We start from the raw sequence: 23,541 nt of genomic DNA on the forward strand, positions 1-23,541 counted from the left end.
ATGATTTATACGGTTACCTTAAATCCATCGATTGATTATCACGTCCGTATTAATCACTTAAAAATAGGAGAATTGAACCGAGCGGAAGAAACACTTTACTTCCCGGGAGGAAAAGGGATCAATGTGTCCCGCGTATTGAAACGCCTTGGTATCGATAGTGTTGTATTAGGGTATGCAGGCGGTTTTACAGGAGACTTTCTTAAGAATGCATTAATTAGTGAAAATATTGCCATCGATTTCACTGAGGTGGAAGAGCCTACCCGGATCAATATAAAGCTGAAAGGAGATCAAGAAACGGAAATTAACGGGAATGGACCTGCCATCTCAAAAGAAAAGCAGGAAAAGCTATTATCAAAAATTTCTTCTTTAAATAAAGATGATGTTTTAGTGCTTGCTGGCAGTTTGCCTCCAACAGTTCCTGAAAATTTTTACGAGACGATAGCATCGATTTGTCAGGAAAGGGAAATACCGTTTGTCGTTGATACATCAGGACCGAGTCTAAAACGGTTGATACCTATGGGACCTTTTTTAATAAAACCGAACCATCACGAATTAGGAGAGTTGTTTCATGTAAACATTGAGACGGTAGAAGATGCAATAAAGTACGGAAAGAAGCTGCAAAATGAAGGAGCAAGGAATGTAATCGTTACCATGGGAGGAAACGGAGCAGTATTGATTAATGCTGATCATACCGTATTGGCCAAAGTCCCAAAAGGTAACGTGAAAAATACAGTAGGAGCTGGGGATTCAACTGTTGCCGGTTTCTTAGCCTCCTATATTCAAAACCATGACGCGATCAAAGCATTCCAACACGGCGTCAGTGCCGGAAGTGCAACAGCATTTTCAGAAGATTTATGTACAAAGGAAAGCGTGGAACAGCTTCTTCCAAATATTCGCTTGGAAATTTATCGGTAAGGAGGATTGTATAATGAAAATCACGGATTTATTAACGAAAGAGACGATTATATTAGATTTACAGTCTGCTACCAAAATGGAAGTACTTAATGAATTAATAGAAACGCTTGCGAGGGCAGGGAAGCTTCACGATAAAGAAGCGTTTAAGGAGGCCATCCTTGCTCGTGAATCTCAAAGTACGACTGGAATTGGCGAAGGGATAGCGATTCCGCATGCTAAAACGAATGCAGTTAAACAGTCTGCGATCGCATTCGGTCGTTCAAAAGCAGGCATTGACTTTGAGTCTTTAGATGGTAAGCCCAGCCATTTATTTTTCATGATTGCAGCTAGTGAAGGCGTCCACAATGCTCATCTAGAAACACTTTCCCGTTTATCGACATTGTTAATGGATCAAGAGTTTCGTAAAAAAATTGAATCAGCCAATTCTGCTGAGGAAATCATTGAAATTATCAATGAAAAAGAAAAGGAAAATGAAGAAGAGAGCGAGCAGATCGATTCTAAAAAAGGAAAAATTTTAGCCGTTACCGCTTGTCCGACTGGTATTGCTCATACGTATATGGCAGCGGATGCTTTGAAGACAAAAGCGAAAGAGTTAGGCGTTGACATTAAGGTTGAAACGAATGGTTCAAGCGGTGTCAAAAATAAGCTGACGCCAGAAGAGATCGAAGAGGCAGACGCAATCATTGTGGCTGCAGATAAGCAAGTGGAAATGGACCGTTTCGATGGCAAACATGTCATTGAAGTCCCTGTTGCACAAGCCATTCGCCAACCAAAAGAGTTGATTGAACGAGCATTAAAGAAAGACGCACCTATTTACAAAGCTTCGGGAAAAGAAACAAATTCAGCGTTTCAACGGGGAGAACGAAAAGGATTTTATAAGCACCTCATGAATGGGGTTTCAAACATGCTGCCATTTGTCGTTGGCGGCGGTATCTTGATTGCCATTTCATTTATTTTTGGGATTAAAGCGTTCGATCCGAACGATCCATCTTACCATCCGATTGCTGAAGCATTGATGACTATTGGCAAGGAAAATGCCTTTAAATTAATGATTCCTGTTTTAGCCGGATTTATTGCCATGAGTATTGCGGATCGTCCGGGATTTGCTCCGGGAATGGTCGGAGGATTTTTGGCAGCAAATGGGGAGGCCGGTTTTCTTGGCGGATTAATTGCCGGTTTCTTAGCCGGATATTTAGTCGTTCTTTTAAAACGAATCTTTCAGGTGCTGCCGCAATCATTAGAAGGGATTAAACCAGTTTTACTATATCCTTTATTCGGTATTTTAATTACAGGTTTTATTATGATGTATGTGGTGAATGATCCTGTTAAAGCGATTAACGATGGATTGAAAGCTTGGCTGGAAGGCTTAGGAACTGGGAACTTAGTTCTTTTAGGTTTGATTTTAGGGGGAATGATGGCTGTAGATATGGGAGGTCCGATCAACAAAGCAGCCTTTACATTCGGTTTAGCGATGATTGATGCAGGAAACTACGCCCCGCATGCTGCGATTATGGCTGGCGGTATGGTTCCTCCATTAGGACTAGCCATTGCAACAACTTTGTTTAAAAAGAAGTTTACAAAAGCAGAACGAGAAGCAGGAAAAACGTGCTATATTATGGGGGCAACCTTTATAACAGAAGGAGCCATTCCTTTTGCCTCAGCTGATCCAGGACGTGTAATTCCATCGATTATCGTAGGTTCCGCAATTGCCGGTGCGTTAACGATGGTATTTGGAATTGGTTTGTCAGCACCGCATGGAGGCATATTTGTCATCCCGTTTATAAGCGGCAGTCCATGGTTATATGTACTTGCTATTTTAATTGGTTCATTTGTAACAGCTCTTATGGTCGGTTTCTTAAAGAAAGAAGTAAAAGAATAAAAGACTAATACGAGCAGCAAATTTCTTTTAAGGGTTCGGATCTAGGGTCTGAACCCTTTTATGTTTGCGGTATGAACTGAAAAGGTGTGACGATATTTTTAGAAAAATGCTTGTTGGCAAGGGAGATATTGTTTACGACTTACCCTCGGAATAGACTTTTTGTAAACTAGAAATAGTGGACGAAACTTGTAAAAGCTTTAGATGCCCCATGTCATTTACTTACTGAGTAATAGAACTGTTGTCGTCGACCCCCAATCGTGCAAAAATCCCAGGGGATCGACGACTCTTTCAAATCTTCATTGAGCCCAAGCAAATCAAAGATTTGATAAAAATTCCATTTTTCGCTAAAATAAAAATAACCAGTCAAGCATTAAAAATGAAATGCTTATTTAACAACGTTTTTTTGGGGTTTTTATCTTAACTATGAGGAATTGAAACATAAAATTTTGGATCTAGTGTTTCTCCTGAATGGGTTTTTATCTTAACTATGAGGAATTGAAACCTAGTTCTTTTTCTTTCACTGCTGATTTTGACATTTGTTTTTATCTTAACTATGAGGAATTGAAACTAGATTCAATAGTCTCTTTTTGCTGATCCTGCTTGTTTTTATCTTAACTATGAGGAATTGAAACTCTTTCTGGACAGGTATTTTGTCTTCATACCCTTGAGTTTTTATCTTAACTATGAGGAATTAAGCCCCTGTATCTAAGAAAATATGCTAGTCTACTGATAGGTGAAGCTATGAAAGAGCGCTAGACGAATACCAAAGGAGCGCATGAAATGACGTGTAAAGAACCTAAATTTACAAAAAGTCCTTTCTTCGTTGATGAACCGGGTAACTGGCACCTAAAGCCTGGAGCGCCGGAAGACATAGTAAAAGAGTTTAATGAATATATGGAAGCCCAAAAAATGTGTGTAGAAGCTCCGAAGTTAGACGAAGCAGAGTTAGAAAAAATCCTTTCAGAGCTAAAAAAACTTTGAACGACTCTTTTTTCTACTGGCTGCTTCCCGTACAAGTATCAATAGGGTCTTGGGGCAGTTGTGATGGAAAACGCGCAGAATTTCACATTCAGCGCTGTAAAGCAGCTGGTTTAATCTTAACGAAGCTTTGGCATGTCAGGGAAACACATCATTTAAATCGGTGTGTATTCTTTCATAATACATTAACAAATCCTTCGGGTAAGAAATGTTAAAGTGGAGCGAATGATTGCGAAAATATGAGTGATGAAAACCGTAATGATTGCAAGGACCAATCAGTAACAAATTGGCAAAAGAACCTAATCTGTGAATCAACGCCACAACGCGTTGATTCTTTTTTTCGCGCTTTTCGATATGAAACAAATTTGTATTTAGCGTTTTCTAAATCGAATTCTTGAGTCCAAAGTGATAAACATTAAGACTAAAGAACTGTCTCGTCATTTAACTTTTAAAAAAGAGAAGAATTTGGTATGATTATAAACAATAATGATAATCATTATCATTTATAATCTTTGTGTTAAAATATTTTCCTTGCTGTTCCTTCAATATTTGAAAAGAAATGAACATGCTAGTTGACATAAAGATACAACTAATTAGGAAGGTGGAAGCTGATGAGTGGACATAGTTTTGTTGTGAAAGAGGCTTCGAATAATTTATCTTTAGATGACTTGTCTTTTAGACTTCGACATATTGAGTTATTAAAACGGAATGGAAATTTGCAAATTGAGCAACAGCTAACCTTCTCACATGTTCTTATCATTGTGGTGAACGGACATGGACAATTAACGCTGGGCACAACCGAGTATCGGATTCAACAAAATCATGTGTATGCGTGTATACCTGGAGAGACTTATGGAGGTGAAATACAGGCTCTCGATGAAACAGAAATCTACCTGTTGAAGTTTGAGGTGTTCCGATCAACCGATCAAAGGTATGAATGCATGGTAAATGAGAAAGATGGACGTTTATTTTCTCTGCAAGGTGAAATTCAAGTGTTCCCTTTTGATCAACTCACCTCATTGTGCAAATCGATCTTTCAATATTGGGATAGTGATGACGAGCTGGAACGCTTCCGCAGTCAGTTTACTTTCCAAAAATTGCTCTATATTATTTTGAAAAGCCGATCTTTTTTACATAACGGATCGTGTGCAGCGCTTGAACTGGCAAAGGACTATATGGACCATTATTATTATGAAAATTTGTCCATCGAGCAATTGGCAGCAATCGCAAAAATCAGTCCGAAATATTTTGTCGATTTATTTAAAAAAACGTACGGAATTAGTGCTATCGACTATTTGACAGAGCTGCGGATCAATAAAGCAAAACAGCTTATGGCACAGTCTCATGCCAAGCTAAAAGATATTGCCCATCAAATCGGCTACAACGATGAATTCTATTTTAGCCGCAAATTCAAGAAGCAGGTTGGAGTTACACCAACACATTATATGAAAAGACGACGCCGTAAAATAGCTGCTTATCGCTCTCCCATTACCGGTCAATTGCTGGCTCTTAAAATCATCCCGTATGCTGCGCCGCTTCATCCGAAATGGACCGCTTATTATTATAAGGAGTATCGTACAGATATTTCTGTCCATCTCAATGCTTATCGGAATGGGCAAAAATGGGAGTCCAACATCGAAAAGCTGCTTCAAGCAAAACCTGAAGTAGTCATAAGTACGGATGATCTAGATGAAATGGAGAAAGAAAAATTATCTCGGGTTGCTCCAATTTATTATATTCCGTGGCAGGAGAAAAATTGGCGGGAACAGCTGCTGCTGACAGCTGAATTTTTAGGTGAAACGCAAGAAGCTGAGGACTGGCTTAAAAACTATGACAGAAAAGTAAAGCATGCACGAGAATGGGTGAAAAATAAAGTGAAGGACGATACTTTCCTCATTTTACGAATTTCCAAACAGAATTTGTATGTTCATTGCAATCGGAGTATTACTGATATTTTATTTCACGATTTGCAGCTGGCATCTGCGTATGATTGCAATCAATTAGCCCGCGATGAACGAATGACAATAGATCAGTTAATTGAATTAGATCCTGATCGGCTTCTCTTGCTAATTCGCCAAGAAGAAGAAACGTTAGCTTATTGGAAAACTTTGCAATATTCGTTGCCATGGCAAGAATTGAGCGCAGTTCGAAATAATCAAGTTTATTTCATTTCCTCAGATCCATGGCTGGAGTATTCTGCCAGCGCGCACGAACGAATAATTGACGAAATGGTAAGTCTTTTTTCTGGAAATCGTCCAAAAAGAATTCTGGATACTGTCCATGGTCATATATAAGAAAGACTTTTTATAATTAAAAATGATAATTATTATCAATTGGATGATAGGAGGACATTCTATATTATGAAAAGAAAACTGCTTTACTATGGACTTATCACGCTAATTATTCTTTTATTGGCGGCTTGCGGCGGTAATAAGGAACAAACCAGCAGCACAGGGGGAGATTCAAGCAGTAAAACGGAGCAGAAGAAGGAAGCTGAGTCAAGTGAAACGAGAACGATCAATTACCTCGGCAAAGAATATACAGTTCCTAAAAACGTAGAAAAAATTGTAATCACCGGCAGTATGGAAACGATGGAGGATGCGCTCGTATTGGGCGTTGAGCCTGCTGGAGGCATCACGGTTGGGGGAAAGTTCCCGGAAATGTTCAAGGATATTACAGCTTCAACCGTTTCGATTGGAGAGAAGGCACAGCCAAACATAGAATCGATCCTGAAGCTGAAACCGGATGTCATTTTCGCAACGACAAAGTTTAAACCAGATGTTATTGAAAAATTAGAGAAAATTGCTGTCACGATCCCGGTTTCCCATATATCAACAAATTGGGAAGATAACCTGCGATTATTGGCTGAACTTACGGGAAAACAGGATCTAGCAGAAAAAGTTTTAAAGGAATATCAAGATGACCTCGAAAAGGCGAAAGCACAAATAGGCGAGAAGTTCAAAGATAAAAAAGTAGCTATCGTTCGTATTAGAAGCGGTAATATTATGATCTATTCGAAAGATATATTTTTCAACCCTTCGTTATACGAAGATTTAGGATTTACCGTACCGGAAGAAATCCAAAATGCCAAAGCGCAGGAAGTGATTTCGTTAGAAAAATTTAGCGAAATGAATCCAGATTATCTCTTTGTCCAATTTTCAGAGGATGAGAACCAAGAGAATCCAAAAGCACTAGAGGAATTGCAAAAGAATCCGATCTGGAAAAGCATTAATGCAGTTAAAAACGACAAAGTATTCGTAAACGTTGTGGATCCGTTGGCACAAGGCGGTACAGCATGGAGTAAAATTCAATTCTTAAAAGCAGCGACTGAAAAATTGGCAAATGAATGATGCAGGGCGGGAATCATAATATGCGCTTAAAGATTCCTATATCCATTCTCATTTTATGTTCTTCACCTATTGCGTTTGTGCTCATAGTTCTATTATCTATACTTTATGGAGCGAAAGATATAAATTTCGAAACGGTTTGGGAGGCGTTCTTTCATTTTGATCCGGAAAATGTAAATCACCAAATTGTAATACATTCCCGTTTGCCAAGAGCGATTGGAGCACTTTTAATCGGAATTTTCTTGGCCATATCTGGATCGATCATGCAGGGAATGACGAGGAACTATCTTGCCTCCCCTTCGATTTTGGGAGTTTCTGACGGATCGGTTTTCGCTATTACACTTTGCATGATTTTGATGCCGGATGCATCATCTTTGAGCATGATAATATTTTCACTACTCGGTTCAGCCATTGCTGTTGGCTTCGTCTTCGGCGTGGCGTCGCTTATGCCAAACGGAATGTCACCCGTTCGAATGGCGATCATCGGAACTATTATTGGAACGTTTCTCAGCAGTATTTCCGCTGCCTTGTCAACGTATTTTCAAGTATCGCAAAACATCAGTTTTTGGTATAATGCCCGGCTGCATCAGATGGATCCCTTTCTAATAAAACTTGCGATTCCTTTTGCAATTGTCGGGATCATAATGGCTCTTTATATTTCCAAATCGCTCACAATTCTTTCTTTAGGTGAAGAAGTTTCTGTAAGTTTAGGACAGAAAACGGTGTTGGTCAAAGCGTTAGCAATGACCAGCACCGTCATTTTGACTGGTATTTCTGTTGCCTTGGCAGGAAATATTGGATTTGTTGGTTTAATCATTCCGCACATAACCCGATTTTTAATTGGAATCGATTATAGGTGGGTTATTCCTTGCGCCGGAGTACTTGGAGGTATTTTTTTAGCACTGTCCGATATTTTAAGCAGATTTTTGAATTACCCGTTTGAGACTCCTATTGGAGTTGTCACTTCCCTAATCGGAGTTCCTTTCTTCCTCTATTTAATTTACAAGAGAGGAGGAGGAACATATGCATAAACAAATGGCGAGACGATTTTGGACAGTGATGCTGATCAGTATAGTCTTTATTTTTGCTGCAATATATGTCAGCTTAACAAACGGTGAATTTGATATTCAAGTTATCGATATAGTAAAGACTTTGCTGCGGGTTGATCCTAATTCTGAGCATGATTTGGTCATATTTGAATTTCGCTTGCCCCGTATTTTAATAGCTTCATTGATTGGATTTGGTTTCGCAGTGGCGGGTGCAACCTTACAGGGGATCAGCAGAAATGGACTTGCAGACCCTGGCGTTTTAGGAATCAATTCAGGGGCAGGAGCCGCTATCGTTATTTTTATGCTCTTTTTTGAAGGGCAAATAACGGGAAGCGGATGGCTGTCAACTTTGGCAATGCCGCTGTTTGGTTGGATAGGCGGACTGGCTTCAGCACTATTGATTTATTTATTCTCATGGCGAAATGGAAAACTAGATTCCGAACGTGCGATTTTGGTTGGAATTGCAATAGGATTTGGGTTTGGGGCCTTGTCTATGTTTTTATCCTTGAAAATGAACCCTCAGGATTTTGAAATGGCGACAGTTTGGTTGAATGGAAGTATATGGAATGCTAATTGGAAATACATTGTCTCTATTTTGCCTTGGCTCGTCATATTAGTTCCTATTATTATAAAAAAATCGTATATACTCGACTTGCTTCAATTAGGAGAAGATAGAGCAATAGGACTGGGAATTCGTACGGAAAAAGAAAAAAATGTGTTCCTTTTATGCAGTATCGGAATTGTGAGCGCTTGTGTCTCTGTGGCAGGAAACATTGTATTTGTCGGTTTGATAGCACCGCACATCGCCAAGCGTTTGGTCGGAATCCATCATTTTTGGCTAATTCCCGTCAGCGGAACGGTCGGCATGCTTATGGTCATTGTCTCCGATTATATTGCCAGAACTGTTTTTTCTCCAGCTGAATTGCCAGTCGGGATTGTCATTTCCATCATCGGTGTTCCTTATTTCATTTATTTATTATTTAAAGATAGTAAAAAATGAAACGTGGAATTGTGTAAATGATTCATAAGTTCAAAGGTCATCCCGCATCATCTGACCTAATTATTTTCATATAGATGAGAATCATCGTTCGGCACCATTTTGGCATTACTAAGCAATGTCTTAAATACTAGGTAAAGTCTTATGAACCATAGAAGGTGATCCATTCAAAAAATCGGCTACCCATCAGGTTGTTTTAATGAAGGAAGAGCCCGTTTTGCCCGTCAGAGAATAGAGTACCAGTTGCGAATACATATGTTTGTCGGCTTTGGAAAGGAGATTGAAATGTTCATTTGGAGGGTTGTAATTTTTGCCCCGATGATATCAATCAATGATATGGAGGCGTTTAACCATGCATAGGAAAAAAGATAAACAAGCTGATGTGATGGACAAAGATACTGCTGGCCGAGAAGTTAGCATTCCGAGTACTGAACAATTTTTAATACGTTCAAAAGAAAATCGGCAATACAAAATTTTGCTTGGTATACCTGATGTGCCTCCTCCTCCTTCAGGCTTTCCAGTTATTTATTTCTTGGATGCTAATGCTATATTCGGAACAATGTTTGAGGCAGTCCGTATCCAATCAAGGCGGCCCGAAAGGACAGGAATCGTTCCAGCACTAGTAGTCGGCATCGGTTACCATATCGAAAAACCGTTTTCTCCTGAACGCTATTATGATTTTACACTGACTCCGCCAGCTTCGGAATTGTATTCGAGACGAGAGGGGACAGACAGACCAGAATATGGCGGAGCGGAACAGTTTTTGCAATTTATTGATGGGGAGCTTAAACCGCTGATCGAAAGCAGGTTCAAAATTGATAAAGACAGACAAGCGATTTTTGGTCATTCACTCGGCGGCCTCTTCGTATTACAAACATTGTTTACAAAGCCGTACGCCTTCAATACGTATATCGCAGGCAGCCCGTCCATTCATTGGAATAAATCGCTTCTACTTGATGCAGAGCAAAAATTTATCTCTAGTCTAGAAAATGATAAGCATCATATACGATTATTAATCACTGTAGGAGAATTGGAAAAATTCCATAAAAGCGGCATGAATGCGAACGCTAAAGAGCTTGCAGAACGACTATTACGACTTGATCAAAACAATTTTCACGTGGAATTTAAAGAATTTGAGGATGAAGGCCATGTGTCCGTGCTGCCGGCGTTGATTAACCGTGCTGTGAGGTTTGCACTAAGCGAAAAGCAGGGCACATAATCTGTCAAGGTTCTTATCATGCTTAATAAAGAGAGCGAACTTTTTTCAAAAATTTGAACTGAACCCAAAAAGTTAGACACGGAAATTTAGGCAACTGTTTGGGCATGAATTCGGTATTACACCGGACTCATGCCTTTTAATTTTGCCTTATATGTGATTCAGGATGGAATTTTTGGAAGAAACTCATCAATTTTTTGAAGTGGGAATGTCGAGAAATAAATGGACATTTCAAAAATATGTGATTTTGAATTATTTTTGTTCGAAATAATATTTACAAAAATAGCGAATATATGTATGATAGGAAAATAAAAATAGTAATCATTACGATTTGGGAAGGTGAGAAAATGTTTCGATATTTTAAAAGCATATTAATACTTTTAACAACAATTTTTTTGCTTGTCGGATGCTCACAGTCTTCCTCTAAAGAAAAGGGAAAGAGCAGCAAAGAATTAACATTGCTTTTTAACTTTCCAACCAACACACTCGATCCGCATTTAGACACGAACTATACGATAGTTCGTGCGGGAGTAGGAGAGACGCTTGTCAAAATTAGTGAACAGCAAAAAATTGAACCTTGGCTTGCAGAAGAATGGAAAAGTAAAGATGGGAAAAACTGGACGTTTAAAATTAGAGAAGGTGTTACATTCCATAATGGGAAAAAAGTTGATGCTCAAGCGGTGAAGGCCTCGTTAGAAAGAGCAATCAACGATAGTCCATCTGTTCAAGCGGCATTAAAAATCAGCAAAATGAAAGCCGATGGTCAATTGTTAACGATTCAAACGGAAGAAGTATTCCCGCAATTTCCTTCAGAACTCGTACATCCAAATACAGCGATTGTCGATGTTGATGAAAAAGATATTGATAAAAGGCCAATCGGTACGGGGCCATTTAAAATTTCTTCTTTTGAGCCTGGGGTAGAGCTGAAGGTCGAACGATTTGAAAAGTATTGGGATGGCAAAGCAAAGCTTGAAAAAGCAACATTTGCTTTCAACGAGGATGCCAATGCACGGAAAATGGCGCTTCAATCAGGAGATGCGGACATTATTTTTAGACCGCCGGTAGAAAATCTTGAAAAATTAAAAGAAGAAAATGTAAAAATAGAATCAGTTCCAAGTTTGCGTACACATCAGCTGTTTTATAATATGAAGAGCTCCTATATGAAAGATGAAAATGTGCGCAAGGCGATGGATGCTTTAATAGATCGGAAGGAAATTGTTGAACATATTTTAAATGGACATGCCGTTGAAGCGAAAGGTCCTTTTTTGGCTGGTTCTCCGTTTGCGCCATCCTATGAAGAAAAGGAAAGCGGAATAGAGGCGGCGAAACAGTATTTTAGTAACGCAGGCTTTCAAGTAGAAGACGGAAAAGTTACGAAAGACGGAAAGGCCGTTCGGCTTAAAGTGCTAACATACGCATCGCGTCCTGAACTTCCTTTAATTGTACAAATTCTCCAATCAAAGGCGAAGGAACTTGGCATAGAGATGTCGATTCAGCAAGTGGAAAATATTGATGAGTATTTAGCGGCCAATGATGATTGGGATTTTGCTACATACAGCAGTGTGACGGCTCCGCGCGGAGATGCGGCATACTTTTTGAATGCGACATACATGCCGAACGGAGCGCTGAACTACGCGAGTATTAACCATCCAGAATTAACAGCTAGCATTCAACAATTGAACCAAACGGTAGACGTGAACGAACGGAACAATTTGGCGAAGAAAGCATTAAAAATCATTGATCAGAAGACTCTCCATTCCTTTATCGTACATCCAAATATTATTGTTGCCTATCGTGACGGAGTAAAAAATTGGGTAACTAGTAAAAGCGAGTATTATATGTTAACAAAAGATTTGGATGTGGAAGGGTAAATGATTCAAGTAGCGAAACGATTCATAGAGTTCATCATATTTTTACTTCTGCTGTCTTTCATTAGTTTTATATTTATAAAACTAGCACCTGGCGATCCTGTCAAACAGATGCTTCAAGTAGATGAAGTGTCCGTTACGAAAGAACAAATTGAAGCGCTAAGAGAAGAACTGAAGTTACATGAACCTATATACGTTCAATATTGGTATTGGTTGAAACGATTTTTCGAGTTTGATTTAGGCCATTCCTATATAACAAAGCAGCCGGTAGTTTCTGAGTTGTTATCAAGGTTTCCTGCGACCATTACGCTCACATGCACTTCTTTAATCGTAATGATTCTGATTTCTATTCCTTTAGGCACTCTATCTGCACTCTATAAAAATAAATGGGTGGACCATATATGCCGTTTGTTTGCACTAGTCGGTTCATCCATCCCCAGCTTTTGGCTGGGGCTCCTTTTCATTGAATTATTTGCCGTTCAATTAGGGATATTGCCAAGCATGGGAAAGGGAACGATTCAACACGTCATCCTGCCATCCCTTACGTTAGGAATCGCGATGTCAGCTGTTTATGTCAGATTGCTGCGTTCCAGTTTACTAGAAAGCTTGAATGAGGACTATGTGAAAGCGGCAAGGGCAAGAGGGATTAGTGAAAAACGGATATTTTTATTCCACGTTTTCCGCCGTTCTTTAATTCCTGTCATAACGATTTTTGGTATGAGTCTTGGGAGTTTAATAAGCGGCACAGTTGTCATTGAAGTACTGTTTGCATACCCGGGAATTGGAAAAATGGTGGTAGATGCGATTATTCGCCGGGATTACCCGGTCATTCAAGGGTATGTATTGTTTATTACGATTTTGATTGTCTTGATTAATATCTTCGTTGATATTTGCTGCCGTTATTTAAACCCTGAGATACGTTTAAAAGGAGTAGAGAGACGTTGAAAATGTTTAGACAAATGTATTGGACGCACTCACGAACGCTTCTTTTTATACTATTTGCCTTTTTTCTTGTCATCTTGACAGCTCCGCTGCTTGCTCCATATGATCCGTTGCAAATCAATATGAATGAACGTCTGCTGAAACCAAGTGCGGAGCATTTTTTCGGAACGGATTATTTGGGGCGAGACTTATTTTCTCGCATACTAGCGGGAGGGCAAGTAACGGTCGGAACGAGTATTCTCGTATTGGGCATTGTTTTGTTGATCGGCGTTCCGTTAGGCATGTTTTCAGGATTTGTCGGAGGCCGTTTCGATCGTTATTTGATGAGAATCATAGACGCTTTTCTAGCTTTCCCTGATTTTATTGTCGCAATTGTACTGAGCGGTATTTTAGGCCCCGGTATGTTAAATTTAATTTTTGCAATCGTTGTAGCGAAATGGGGAAGCTATGTGCGGCTTGTCCGCAGCACGGTGTTATCTGAGAAAGAAAAAGATTACATTTTAATGGCGGTTGTCAATGGTTTAAGCACATTTCAAATTATTCGTAAGCATTTGCTGCCCCATGTCGTGGGAAATGTGTTCGTTTTAGCGACGTTGGATCTTGGAAAAATTATTTTGTTGATCGCTTCCTTATCTTACATCGGCTTAGGAGCGCAGCCGCCAACTCCTGAATGGGGGGCGATGTTGAACGAAAGTACACCATATTTTCACACCTCGCCATATTTAATGTTTATTCCTGGAATTGCCATTATGTTTACTGTTCTAGTTTCTAATTTAGCTGGTGATGTATTGCGAGACCGTTTTGATGTAAAAGGATAAAGGGGAGATGGTATGTCATTATTAACTATTGATCAAATGCAAATTAATTTTCGAAATAAGCCGATTGTTGAAAATGTGAATATAACTGCCAGAAAAGGAGAATGGTTTACATTAATTGGCGAAAGCGGCAGCGGCAAAAGCATCACAGCTTCTGCGATTGGAGGGCTTCTGCCGAAAGAAATGTGGATAGCCGCCGGGCATATTCAGTTTGACAACAAGGATATGACTCATTTATCGAAAAAAGAATTTCAGAATTTACGGGGAAAAGAAATATCTTATGTTTTCCAAGACTATCAAAGCTCGTTTACTCCTTTTATAAAAATCGGTAAGCAAATGGATGAAATGATCCAAGCTCATTGTTCTTTAACTAAAAACGAAAGAAAAGAAATCGCTTTTCAAGCATTGGAAGACGTACAACTCCCTGCAAAACGCGTCTACAATAGTTACCCTTTTCAATTAAGTGGTGGACAGCTGCAGCGTGCATCCATTGCTATGGCCATTATGCTGAATCCGAAATTGCTTATTGCTGATGAGCCTACCACTGCGCTTGACAGTATGACAGCAGCACATGTGTTAGAGGTCATCGCGAATATCAAAGAGAAAATCAATTGTGCAATATTATTTATTACACATGATTTGAGGCTTGCTAGGAAATATTCCGATACTGTTGCAGTAATGAAGAAAGGGGAGATTGTCGAAACAGGGACGAAAACAAATGTTATTCACCATCCTCGTCATCCTTATACCAAGCAATTATTGAGTGCCGCTCCAACCTTGCCGAATAAAATGCATGAAGTGATCACGTGAAGGCCGAGCGGTCATTCAGCGTTGTACCAGCGATTAGGCGTATTGCCTCGCCTGTTAAACTGGATTTTGCAATGGAAAGGAATATGTCATAATGGCAGATCTATTATTGGCCAAAAATATCAAAAAAATTTATGCTTCAGGTCATCAAGCAGTCAACGGGGTGTCGATATCGATACAAAAAGGCGAATGCGTCGGGCTTGTCGGTGAAAGCGGCAGCGGGAAAAGTACATTGGCGCGCTGCTTGCTTATGTTAGAAAAAATAAGCGAAGGCGAAATTTTTTTACATGACCAACCATTGCATAAAATGACTAAAAGAGAAATTCGAAAAATTCGCCATTGTATGCAAGCGGTGTTTCAAAATCCGGCAGCGGCTTTAAATCCAAAGCGAAAGATCATCGATTCTGTCATGGAGGCATTAGATACACATCGTAATATCTGCCCCATTTATTTGCAAGATGTAAGAGAGCACCGTGAATTATGCGCAAAGCGGCTGCTAGAGATGGTTGGGATGGCGGACCGCTATCTTTATCGCTATCCCCACGAGTTAAGCGGAGGGCAAAAACAACGTGTTGCCATTGCTCGTGCGATTAGCATCCAGCCGTCTTTGATCATTTTAGATGAACCGACAGCAAGCTTAGATGTCTATACACAAGGGCAAATATTAACTCTTTTAAAGGAGCTGCAAAAACAATTGGAATTATCCTATCTATTTATTTCCCATGATCTCCCGTCGGTTCATTTTTTAAGCGAGCGCATTTTGGTAATGAAAGATGGGGCTTTTATTGACTGCTTTCAAAAGAATGATATATTCTCTCAAGCCCGCCACCCATATACAAAAATGCTCATTCACTTGTTTGAAGGTTAAGGGGGATAATAATGACTCACCGAACTTATCTATCTTTGGCGATTCCGCTTATCATTTCAACGATCACCACCCCGTTATTAGGAGCTGTCGATACGGCAGTAGTGGGACAGCTTCCTGATCCAGCGTATATTGGCGGCGTAGCTGTAGGGACGATGATTTTTAATACGATGTATTGGTTGTTTGGCTTTTTGCGGGTCAGTACGTCTGGCTTTGCCGCACAAGCTTATGGTGCGCAAGATGCCAAGCAATGTTTTTTATCTTTCGTAAGACCGTTCCTCATTGCGTTAGCCGTCGGCATTCTATTTATCCTCGTTCAATGGCCGATGAAGCATATCGCATTAACGCTTATTCATCCGGATGAGAAAGTCATGACTTTCACGGACGAATATTTTTCGATCCGCATTTGGGGAGCCCCGTTTACGCTGGCGAATTACGTCATTCTAGGATGGCTCATGGGAATGTCTCGTGTTAAAATTTCGCTATTTTTACAAGTATTTATGAATCTATTAAATGTTGTACTTGATTTGTTGTTTGTGAACGTTTTTCATCAAGATGTGAATGGTGTAGCCGCCGCTACATTGATTTCAGAAGTGGCTGCATTTCTCATTGGAATGTATATCGTGTTAAAGTCTTCCGATCTTCGCCTTTTCTCCATTCCTAGCAGCGAGCTGTGGAATGCAGGAGAATTTAAGAAGATGATGGCGGTCAATCGGGATTTGCTTATTCGCACGATTTGTTTGTTAACCGTGTTTAATCTTTTTACAGCGAGAGGTGCCTCTTTTGGTACCGAAATACTGGCAGCTAATGCCGTTCTCATTCAAATTCATTATATCATGGCGTACTTTTTAGACGGATTTGCCAATGCCAGCAGTATTCTCGTCGGAAAAGCTGTTGGTGCAAAGGATGAAGCTTTGTATAAACGCACTTTATCGTTGACAGGGCAATGGGCGATAATTTCCCCCTTGTTTATGATGCTTATTTATATACTGTTTAAAGATTCGATCATTCCTGTTTTTACGAAAAATCAGAACGTGATCGAACTGGCCAGCTCCTACAGTATTTGGGTCACGATATTTCCACTTGCGGCAAGCTTCGGTTTAATTCTCTACGGTGTTTTTACAGGAGCGACCATGACCAATCCGATTCGCAATTCCATGCTGATTTCTCTTGCAGTATATATTGTTTGTCTTTTCATTTTGATTCCGATGTATTATAACCACGGTTTGTGGCTTGCTTTTATTGTTTTCAGCCTCGGTCGGTCCGTGTTTTTAGCTATGTATGTTCCAGCTTTAAACAAAACTTTATTCAAAAAATGAGGTGCCGGTGATGCTAAGTGCTGAGTCTATCAAACGATTGGACACATAAAGATATGCCTTAATTTACAGATCACGATCACTGTATATGCGGAATTTTTCATTTAGCAAAGAAACATAGCAATTATTTTTGATCATCTCGTGCATCATGATACTAGCGGAAAATAAAGGATGTTATAATACTTCAGTCATCATCAATTTTTGAAAAGGGAGCATGAATGAGTTGGAAATAAATCATCGTGTTGAAACAGTAGAATCCAACCAAAAAGTTACCGTGTAAAAATGTTGGAAAAGAATCATCATTGTTGGAACGGCAAGCAATGTCGGGAAATTGGCATCATGTGGGCGAGTTAAAAATGTGCGACAAAAAAGCAAGCAAGAGACCGACTTTCCCGTGGAATGTACGTGATGATTCGTCAAAGATCTGCTGCCAAAAATTTGCCTGAATTGATCGGCGTGATCAATGAAAAAAATAGCCACTGTGTTTTTATTTTTTGAGGATAAAGGATTTACATGCAGTCCTGATTTATTGGCCCGCCTTTTCATACGCGGTGCTTCATACTCGGAATTTGCGAAACATTTGTGAATGATTGTGAGAGGAGAAAAACAGATGAATAAAGCATTGCCCATCATGATTCAAGGTACGCATTCCGATGCGGGAAAAAGCGTGATTGCGACAGGTTTTTGCCGAATTTTTGCGCAGGACGGGTATCGGACGGCACCGTTTAAATCACAAAATATGTCACTCAATTCGTATATTACCGTTGACGGCAAGGAAATCGGCCGCGCCCAAGGAGTGCAGGCGGAGGCGGCAAGAACGGTCGCAACGGCGGATATGAACCCGATTTTGATCAAGCCTGTGAGCGATCACACTTCACAAATTGTTGTGAACGGTAAGCCGTATCAAAATTATAAGGCAGCAGCGTATCGGCAGGAATTTTTTGAACTTGGTTTGCAGGTGATTAAAGAAGCGTATCATCATTTGGCAAGTGCATATGAGCGAATCGTTATAGAAGGAGCGGGGAGCCCTGCGGAAATTAACTTAAATGATCGCGAGCTTGTCAATATGCGCATTGCCCGGTTAACAAACGCTCCTGTCATTCTTGTCGGCGACATTGACAGAGGCGGTGTATTTGCGAGTTTAGTAGGAACATTGCAGCTGCTTGAGCCTGAAGATCGCGATCGCGTAATTGGGGTAGTGATTAACAAGTTTCGCGGGGATATTTCCTTGCTGGAGCCGGGACTTCGCTGGTTTGAAGAGTATACAGGAAAACCGATTTTAGGGGTCATACCATATATTTCTAATTTAAACATTGAGGCGGAAGACGCCGTCATATTAGATACGTTTCCACGTACAAATGAGAAAACTAGCGAGATTGATATTGCTGTTATTCATGTTCCTCACATTTCGAACTTTACCGATGTTGACCCGTTTCTATATGAAAAGGATTGTCATGTTCGCTATGTAAAGGAGGCAAATGAACTCAGAGAACCGGATGTTGTCATTTTGCCGGGAACGAAAAATACAATTGAGGACTTATTGCTTTTGCGAAAATCCGGCTTTGCGGATGCGATAGAAAAGCTTTATCGTGCGAAAAAATCAGTCATTGTCGGCATATGCGGCGGTTATCAAATGCTCGGAAGGGAGATTTCAGACCCGCATCACGTAGAAACAACGATAGGGAGCGCAAACGGATTCGGATTTTTCCCGATTCGCACCGCTATGATGAAAGAGAAAAGGACGACTCTTACAACAGGGATGGCCCACTTGGCTGATTGTAATGTGCCGGTGGAAGGCTATGAAATTCATATGGGAACAACTTCTTATGAAGGGGACGTATCGCCATTTATTACGACCGAAGAAGGAGTTGACGGCTGCATAAGCCAAGACAGCCTCCTAATTGGAACGTATTTTCATGGCATATTTCATAACGATGAGTTTCGAACGGCATTTTTGAATTTGATAAGGAAAAGAAAAGGTCTTCCGGCGATTTATGAGCGGCCATCAATGAAAAACATTCGTGAAGAAGCCTTTGACCGGCTTGCCGATTGTCTCCGGAAGCATGTAGACATCGAGTTTATTTATCGGGAAATGGAACGGTTTCAAAGCAAATCTTTTTTCTAAGAAATAAACGGAAATCTGATATGTTTGTTCGCCTCTTTACATTTATATGGAAATCTTTTTTGCACTGTGATTTTAGCTGTCTGTTTTTTTATAAAAATCCGGGAGGAAACGGTCATGCGGTTAACAGATGAAGAAGTGCAATCTCTTTTACAAGAGATGGAAGATTGGAAGCTTCTTGAAGAGCGATGGATTGCAAGAAAGTACCTCTTTCAAGATGATTTGCAAGAAATCGAATTCGTGCGGAAAATTTCGGACATTTCTGAAGAAGTAAACCATCATCCCTTCATTTCTATTGACTATAAGTTCATCACGGTAAAAATTTCGTCTCAGAGAGCGAAAGGACTCACAAAGCTTGATTTCGAACTGGCGAAAAAATATGATGAAGCTTATGAAAAAATAAAAGCAGGGTAAGAACGAAAAAAGTGGATTATATGTGAAGCAGATGACGTGAAGAAAGCCGCATTTTCCGCCGCACCATAAGTTATGATATAAGGGACTTCTTTCCTCTTGAGAAGGAGAGCGGTTTTCAAAAAAATGATGCGATTTAAAAGGCATCCTGTTTTTCTCGAATAGATGGGCAGCTGAAATGATGCGGAGCTGCAAGAAGCGTGTATATGGTCTTTTTGGGGAAAATCTGCATTTATGGATAAAAAAACATGACGAAATTTTGCACACACAAAGCAGGCAACAAGGATGCTAGTTGATGTTGGTGAAGGAAAACTTTTAAGTGATCGGATCATGTCATAGCACCATTCAAAATATCAATTGACTATGTTGAAGGAAAACAACCTGCCGAATTTAATCGTATGAGCATGACCGAAGCGCTGCAAAAATCCTTTTGATTTACCGCGAAGCTTCGAAAGAATTATTTATACACCGCAGCACACTTGAATATCGCATTGAACGTGTTGAAGAAATACTCAATGTTGATTTAAATCATGCAGATATGCGCTTTGAGCTCATGATGGCATACAAGCTGTATAATTTGTTTGATTTTGACCGAAGCGAGCTGGCAAAAAGGTGAATTCTATTGATCGAGCAAAGGATTTTGGAACGGGATAAAGTCCGGCGGAAAAAACGGTTAAGCTATCGGGCAAGCGTGTAAAAAACATCTCCTGCGAATTTATGAATGAATCATTTCTGACACGTATTGGAAAGCTTTAGCAGGCTTAAAGAATTTAAACTCTAAGCGAAAAAAGGCAAATGAAACTCCGGCAGATGAGCCAATCTCCCTTGCCGGAGTTTTCTTTTTTTATGTGTTTTGCAGCCCATACAATCATTTTTTACACGATATTTAAACGCCGTGCTCGGCTGCAACTTCTATGTGCTGAAACGTTGTGACGTCAAATAATCCTAAATCTGTAATTTTGAGCTCTGGAATGACAGGCAAACTTAAAAAAGAGAGCGTGAGGAAGAGATTGAAATGCCGATGTTTGCTCACTTTGTGCAAGCTGCTGTTCAATTCATCGAGTTGATGGGCGACGATTGGATATGCTTGATCTGACATCAATCCGCCGATCACAAGCGGCAAAGAGGCGAGCGTTTTTCCATCATTCACAACTACTAGCCCACCGCCGATTCTCTTTATCTCTTGAATGGAGCAGATCATATCCTCATCGTTTGTGCCGGCAACGATCACATTATGGGAATCGTGGGCGACGGTTGTGGCGACTGCACCGCCGATTAAGCCTAATCCTTTTACAATGGCAAGGCCAATGTTTCCAGTATTTTTATGGCGTTCGAGTACAGCCAGTTTTGCCAAATCTTTTTCAATGGAAGGGATGAAGCAAACACCGTCGCTCGGTACTTCCATCATTCTTTTAACCGTTTCAATTTGATTCGGAATAATTTCTATTACATGCGCTTTTTGGTTATTTTTCACGTGTATGGCCAACCGTTCTTTTGTAACCTCGTTTATGTTTAGATTGACAGAATTTCTTGATAAAACGGAAGGTTTTGGTTGGTCTATAGATCCGATATATTGACCGTTTTCAGCAATCACTTTTCCGGCTTTCAAAACTTTTTCAATCGTAAAAGCTTTGAAATTATCTACTATGACTAGATCTGCTCTATATCCAGGTGCGATCGCTCCTTTTTGCGTTAGTCCGAAACATTGGGCGGCATTAATCGTCGCCATTTGAATCGCTATGAGAGGATCAAGTCCATGCTCGATGGCAAGACGAATATTGTAGTCAATGCTTCCCTCGGCAATTAAGTCGTCTAAATGCTTGTCATCCGTACAAAATAGACAGCGGTGGCTATTTTTTTCATTGACCACGCCGATTAGTTCTGGCAAATTTTTTGCAGCAGATCCTTGACGGATCATGACGTACATTCCGCGAGCAAGGCGGTCTTTTGCTTGCTCTTTTGTCACACATTCATGATCTGTTTGAATGCCGGCCGCTCTGTAAACATTGACTCCTTCAATGCCAAGACCTGCGCCGTGTCCGTCGATCTTATATGCTGATGCCGTTAAAAGCTTGTCAATGATGCGGTCATCTAAATTTTGAACACCTGGGAAATCCATCACTTCCGCAAGCCCGAGCACCCGAGGATGCTTGTAAAAAGGTGCAAGTTCATCATCATTTAACACAGCGCCGGCATTTTCAAACGAAGTCGCCGGAACGCAGGAAGGCAGCATGCAATACACATCTAAATCTAAGCCTTCTGAATCCTCCAGCATAAAAGATATACCTTTCGTCCCGGCGACATTCGCAATTTCATGCGGATCTATAATAACGGTTGTCACACCGTGGGGCAGAACTGCTTTGGAGAACTCCTTCGGTGTCACCATCGAAGATTCAATATGGACATGAGAGTCGATGAAACCTGGAACGATGAATTTATTCTCGGCATCAATGATGTTTACCCCATCATATTCTCCGATTCCAGCAATCACTCCGTCCGCAATGGCGATGTCTCCATGCAAAATTTCTAAATTGAAAACATCGGCAATTTTTCCGTTTTTAATCACAATGTCTGCCGGAATTTGTTTGCTAGCCACTTGGATTCTTTTCTTTAAAATGTTTTTGTCCATTCTCACTTTTCCCTTCTGTAGTAAACTCGCGCGTTGAGTTTGACAGGGAGAGTTGTGTATCGTCTCTCGTAGTCAAACTATTTACGGTAGTTTGGTAGAAACGTTTGGACCGTATTTCCAAACTTATACGAGAAAATCATTCGTATTTTTAAAAAGAGATTATACGACTCTAATTGAAACAAAGCAAGATAGTTGGCGCATTTCTTGACAGAAAAATTTTCTCAGGTATTGCGAAAAGCTGAGAATCACAGTTTCTCTGGTGCTCCAAACAGACCGGTTTTAAAAATTGGGCAGAACAACTCCTCCATAAACAAAGGAAATCATAATGAGAATGGCAGGGTGAACCTTCCATTTTTCTAAGGCAAAGTACGATACAGCAGCAATGATGAGCGATTGGATAATTCCGAGCGAATGGACAGAGTCTTCTATCATTTCCCAAGTTAAAAGCAGCATCATGACAGCAATAACAGGCTGTACAAGCAAGGTCATTCCTTTCACAACTAAAGATTCCCGGTGGCGTTGAATCAGTTTTAACAACAGAATCAAAGCGAAAGCTGACGGAAATACAGTCGCAAACAAGGCGATGAAAGCCCCCCACCATCCGTACACATCATAACCGACATAGGCGGCGATCTTTGTCGCAATAGGGCCCGGCAAAGAATTTCCCAGTGCGAGCATATTGGAAAATTCTGCATTTGTCAGCCATTTGTAATGATTGACAATCTCCTCATACATAAGCGGAATGGAAGCGGGTCCTCCTCCATAACCGAGTATGTTGGCCAAAAAGAAACCGATGAATAAGCTGATCCAGATTTTCATGCAGACATCTCCTTACTTCTGCTCTTCCGTTTTAAATGGAAAGCTCCATATGTTAAAAACATTAGAATTACAATAGCTGGATGAATCGAAATCACTTGCAGCAGGCAAAACGAAACAATCATCAGCAGGACGCCAAGCCATTTTCCCAATCCTTTCACGGCCTTTGCGGAAAATTCGTAAGCCAACTGCCCAAGCATGGCGGCGATCACCGGCATAACAGCAGAAATCATACCGTGGATAACAGGTGAATCGCTTAAAGCTGTGACCATTTTGAATAATAGAATCATGGCCAAACATGTAGGCAAAATATGAGCTGCTACGCAAATAAAAGCGCCTAATGCCCCTTTTTGTTTATATCCTAAGTAAGCGGCCATTTTTGTCGCGATCGGACCGGGCAGGGTATTGGCAATCGCCAATATTTCTGCAAATTCTTCATCTTTTACCCAACGGTATCTGGAAACTGCTTCATAACGGAACAGCGGTATGACGGAAGGACCGCCTCCGAATCCAAAAATTCCGGTTCTCAGCATAGCCATGATAAGACTTTTATAAGAAGTTTGCATATT

General features: G+C 40.3%; 20 protein-coding genes, 1 CRISPR repeat array and 1 riboswitch. Of the genes, 17 read left to right on the forward strand and 3 right to left on the reverse strand.

The features are described 5' to 3' along the window. From pfkB to RI196_RS18565, 17 genes are all read left to right on the forward strand, one after another. Positions 1–915 (forward strand): 1-phosphofructokinase, encoded by a 915-nt coding sequence (pfkB, locus tag RI196_RS07675; RefSeq protein WP_066248995.1) that lies wholly within the window; start codon positions 1–3, stop codon positions 913–915. A 13-nt stretch (positions 916–928) separates the two neighbouring features. Continuing rightward, a complete protein-coding gene (locus RI196_RS07680; protein ID WP_311067195.1) occupies positions 929–2,794 on the forward strand; it encodes a PTS fructose transporter subunit IIABC in 1,866 nt (621 codons plus the stop codon). A 408-nt stretch (positions 2,795–3,202) separates the two neighbouring features. Next, a CRISPR array of direct repeats spans positions 3,203–3,492; the repeat unit is 30 nt; unit sequence GTTTTTATCTTAACTATGAGGAATTGAAAC. Positions 3,493–3,574: 82 nt separating this feature from the next. After that, positions 3,575–3,775, forward strand: a complete 201-nt coding sequence (locus RI196_RS07685; RefSeq protein ID WP_130157852.1) for a hypothetical protein — start codon at positions 3,575–3,577, stop codon at positions 3,773–3,775. A 608-nt stretch (positions 3,776–4,383) separates the two neighbouring features. Beyond that, positions 4,384–6,066 (forward strand): ABC transporter substrate-binding protein, encoded by a 1,683-nt coding sequence (locus RI196_RS07690; RefSeq protein WP_311067196.1) that lies wholly within the window; start codon positions 4,384–4,386, stop codon positions 6,064–6,066. Between the two features lie 63 nt (positions 6,067–6,129). After that, positions 6,130–7,122 (forward strand): ABC transporter substrate-binding protein, encoded by a 993-nt coding sequence (locus RI196_RS07695; RefSeq protein WP_082829472.1) that lies wholly within the window; start codon positions 6,130–6,132, stop codon positions 7,120–7,122. A 20-nt stretch (positions 7,123–7,142) separates the two neighbouring features. Further along, a complete protein-coding gene (locus tag RI196_RS07700) occupies positions 7,143–8,150 on the forward strand; it encodes a FecCD family ABC transporter permease (RefSeq protein ID WP_311067197.1) in 1,008 nt (335 codons plus the stop codon). Then, positions 8,143–9,168, forward strand: a complete 1,026-nt coding sequence (locus tag RI196_RS07705; RefSeq protein WP_311067198.1) for a FecCD family ABC transporter permease — start codon at positions 8,143–8,145, stop codon at positions 9,166–9,168. Before RI196_RS07700 ends, RI196_RS07705 begins: the two co-directional genes overlap by 8 nt. A gap of 349 nt (positions 9,169–9,517) precedes the next feature. Further along, the gene (locus RI196_RS07710) at positions 9,518–10,384 is read left to right on the forward strand and encodes an alpha/beta hydrolase (RefSeq protein WP_066248444.1); all 867 of its coding nucleotides are present in this window, start codon (positions 9,518–9,520) and stop codon (positions 10,382–10,384) included. 344 nt (positions 10,385–10,728) lie between these two features. Continuing rightward, a complete protein-coding gene (nikA, locus tag RI196_RS07715; protein WP_311067199.1) occupies positions 10,729–12,252 on the forward strand; it encodes a nickel ABC transporter substrate-binding protein in 1,524 nt (507 codons plus the stop codon). Beyond that, entirely contained in the window at positions 12,253–13,194 is a 942-nt protein-coding gene (nikB, locus tag RI196_RS07720; protein ID WP_066248451.1) for a nickel ABC transporter permease, read from the forward strand. Between the two features lie 2 nt (positions 13,195–13,196). Continuing rightward, complete coding sequence (gene nikC, locus RI196_RS07725) at positions 13,197–14,009, forward strand: nickel transporter permease (protein ID WP_133309130.1); 813 nt, start codon at positions 13,197–13,199, stop codon at positions 14,007–14,009. 12 nt (positions 14,010–14,021) lie between these two features. After that, a complete protein-coding gene (locus RI196_RS07730; RefSeq protein WP_311067200.1) occupies positions 14,022–14,816 on the forward strand; it encodes an ABC transporter ATP-binding protein in 795 nt (264 codons plus the stop codon). A 91-nt stretch (positions 14,817–14,907) separates the two neighbouring features. After that, positions 14,908–15,681: an ABC transporter ATP-binding protein gene (locus tag RI196_RS07735; protein ID WP_063388255.1), complete on the forward strand. Its 774-nt coding sequence runs from the start codon at positions 14,908–14,910 to the stop codon at positions 15,679–15,681. A gap of 11 nt (positions 15,682–15,692) precedes the next feature. Continuing rightward, the gene (locus RI196_RS07740; protein ID WP_311067201.1) at positions 15,693–16,997 is read left to right on the forward strand and encodes an MATE family efflux transporter; all 1,305 of its coding nucleotides are present in this window, start codon (positions 15,693–15,695) and stop codon (positions 16,995–16,997) included. 607 nt (positions 16,998–17,604) lie between these two features. Beyond that, on the forward strand, positions 17,605–19,119 hold the full coding sequence (locus tag RI196_RS07745; protein WP_311067202.1) for a cobyric acid synthase: 1,515 nt from the start codon (positions 17,605–17,607) through the stop codon (positions 19,117–19,119). 114 nt (positions 19,120–19,233) lie between these two features. Continuing rightward, positions 19,234–19,530: a 4a-hydroxytetrahydrobiopterin dehydratase gene (locus RI196_RS07750; protein ID WP_311067203.1), complete on the forward strand. Its 297-nt coding sequence runs from the start codon at positions 19,234–19,236 to the stop codon at positions 19,528–19,530. Positions 19,531–19,957: 427 nt separating this feature from the next. Continuing rightward, the gene (locus tag RI196_RS18565; RefSeq protein WP_063388251.1) at positions 19,958–20,143 is read left to right on the forward strand and encodes a helix-turn-helix domain-containing protein; all 186 of its coding nucleotides are present in this window, start codon (positions 19,958–19,960) and stop codon (positions 20,141–20,143) included. Positions 20,144–20,413: 270 nt separating this feature from the next. Here RI196_RS18565 and ade read toward each other — a convergent pair whose 3' ends face one another. The 3 genes from ade to chrB form a co-directional block, all read right to left on the reverse strand. After that, positions 20,414–22,156, reverse strand: a complete 1,743-nt coding sequence (ade, locus tag RI196_RS07755) for an adenine deaminase (protein WP_311067204.1) — start codon at positions 22,154–22,156, stop codon at positions 20,414–20,416. Between the two features lie 49 nt (positions 22,157–22,205). Beyond that, positions 22,206–22,307: riboswitch (purine riboswitch) on the reverse strand. A 128-nt stretch (positions 22,308–22,435) separates the two neighbouring features. Next, complete coding sequence (gene chrA, locus RI196_RS07760) at positions 22,436–22,975, reverse strand: chromate efflux transporter ChrA (RefSeq protein WP_063388249.1); 540 nt, start codon at positions 22,973–22,975, stop codon at positions 22,436–22,438. Continuing rightward, positions 22,972–23,538, reverse strand: a complete 567-nt coding sequence (chrB, locus tag RI196_RS07765) for a chromate efflux transporter ChrB (protein WP_063388248.1) — start codon at positions 23,536–23,538, stop codon at positions 22,972–22,974. Before chrB ends, chrA begins: the two co-directional genes overlap by 4 nt. Positions 23,539–23,541 lie beyond the last annotated feature (3 nt).

The organism is Aeribacillus composti (genome assembly GCF_031760945.1).
Lineage (GTDB): Bacteria > Bacillota > Bacilli > Bacillales > Aeribacillaceae > Aeribacillus > Aeribacillus composti.

Coding starts and splice junctions, on each gene's coding strand:
- pfkB (WP_066248995.1), top strand. CDS start 1: ATGATTTATACGGTTACCTTAAATCCATCGATTGATTATCACGTCCGT.
- RI196_RS07680 (WP_311067195.1), top strand. CDS start 929: ATGAAAATCACGGATTTATTAACGAAAGAGACGATTATATTAGATTTA.
- RI196_RS07685 (WP_130157852.1), top strand. CDS start 3,575: ATGACGTGTAAAGAACCTAAATTTACAAAAAGTCCTTTCTTCGTTGAT.
- RI196_RS07690 (WP_311067196.1), top strand. CDS start 4,384: ATGAGTGGACATAGTTTTGTTGTGAAAGAGGCTTCGAATAATTTATCT.
- RI196_RS07700 (WP_311067197.1), top strand. CDS start 7,143: ATGCGCTTAAAGATTCCTATATCCATTCTCATTTTATGTTCTTCACCT.
- RI196_RS07705 (WP_311067198.1), top strand. CDS start 8,143: ATGCATAAACAAATGGCGAGACGATTTTGGACAGTGATGCTGATCAGT.
- RI196_RS07710 (WP_066248444.1), top strand. CDS start 9,518: ATGCATAGGAAAAAAGATAAACAAGCTGATGTGATGGACAAAGATACT.
- nikA (WP_311067199.1), top strand. CDS start 10,729: ATGTTTCGATATTTTAAAAGCATATTAATACTTTTAACAACAATTTTT.
- nikB (WP_066248451.1), top strand. CDS start 12,253: ATGATTCAAGTAGCGAAACGATTCATAGAGTTCATCATATTTTTACTT.
- nikC (WP_133309130.1), top strand. CDS start 13,197: ATGTTTAGACAAATGTATTGGACGCACTCACGAACGCTTCTTTTTATA.
- RI196_RS07730 (WP_311067200.1), top strand. CDS start 14,022: ATGTCATTATTAACTATTGATCAAATGCAAATTAATTTTCGAAATAAG.
- RI196_RS07735 (WP_063388255.1), top strand. CDS start 14,908: ATGGCAGATCTATTATTGGCCAAAAATATCAAAAAAATTTATGCTTCA.
- RI196_RS07740 (WP_311067201.1), top strand. CDS start 15,693: ATGACTCACCGAACTTATCTATCTTTGGCGATTCCGCTTATCATTTCA.
- RI196_RS07745 (WP_311067202.1), top strand. CDS start 17,605: ATGAATAAAGCATTGCCCATCATGATTCAAGGTACGCATTCCGATGCG.
- RI196_RS07750 (WP_311067203.1), top strand. CDS start 19,234: ATGCGGTTAACAGATGAAGAAGTGCAATCTCTTTTACAAGAGATGGAA.
- ade (WP_311067204.1), bottom strand. CDS start 22,156: ATGGACAAAAACATTTTAAAGAAAAGAATCCAAGTGGCTAGCAAACAA.
- chrA (WP_063388249.1), bottom strand. CDS start 22,975: ATGAAAATCTGGATCAGCTTATTCATCGGTTTCTTTTTGGCCAACATA.
- chrB (WP_063388248.1), bottom strand. CDS start 23,538: ATGCAAACTTCTTATAAAAGTCTTATCATGGCTATGCTGAGAACCGGA.